Below are 882 nucleotides of genomic sequence, written 5' to 3'. Positions count from 1 at the left end.
ACTACAACCGCCACAAGCCAACGGCGAAACCATCGACGCAGTCGCCATCGATGCCGCTAACCAGAGCTCGATTCCAACGTCGATCACCGCTTTCGACATTACCGCTCCGGTCGAGCCCTCCCTGCTCAACGTTAGTGCTGACGGCACCATCCTCACCGGTCGCGGCGAACCCGGCAGCACCATCCGCGTCGTCAATGCCCAAGGCGCCGAAATCGGCACCGCTGTCGTCAACGATGCCGGCAGCTTCAGCGTCTCGTTGACGCCTGCGCAAACCGATGGCCAGGCACTTGCCGTCACGGCGCAGGATGCCGCTGGGAATACGTCCGACAGCAGCGCTGTCACTGCACCGAACGTTGAAAACCCTATCGACACCACACCCCCCGCTCCGCCAACCGGCTTGATCATCAGTGCCGGCGGCAGCCAAGTGAGCGGGCGCGGCGAACCCGGCACCACCGTCAATGTGCGTGACGCACAAGGCAACCTGGTCGCAAGCGGCACCGTCCCCGCCGACGGCAGCTTCAGCCTGCCGCTGGCCCCACCGATCATCGATGGCAGCCCGCTGCTGGTCGACCTGACCGACGCCGGCGGTAATGTGTCGAATGCGCTGTCGGTGCTGACGCCTGACTTGACTGCACCCGCTCAACCCACTGACCTCACGCTTACCGACGGCACGCTGCTCACCGGCACTGGCGAGCCCGGCGCGACGGTCCAGGTCCGCGATAGCACCGGCACGCTCATCGGCACGGGCGCTGTCCGCCCCGATGGCGGCTTCACGCTCACCCTCGATCCCGCCCAGGCCAACGGCGAACCTATCGACGTGCGCCTCACCGACACTGCAGGCAACACCTCTGCACCGCTCGAATTGCAAACCCCGGACATCAC

At 65.8% G+C, this 882-nt stretch carries 1 protein-coding gene; it reads left to right on the top strand.

All coding sequences use genetic code 11. The features are described 5' to 3' along the window. A partial coding sequence (locus SJI00_RS22340; protein WP_322463854.1) for an Ig-like domain-containing protein occupies nt 1-882 on the top strand: 882 nt, incomplete at both ends.

Origin of the sequence: Pseudomonas gebzensis (assembly GCF_034427815.1) — a bacterium.
In the GTDB taxonomy this organism is placed as follows: domain Bacteria; phylum Pseudomonadota; class Gammaproteobacteria; order Pseudomonadales; family Pseudomonadaceae; genus Aquipseudomonas.
Note: the sequence above shows the minus strand (reverse complement) of the source record. Positions and strands in the feature narration are given on the sequence as shown.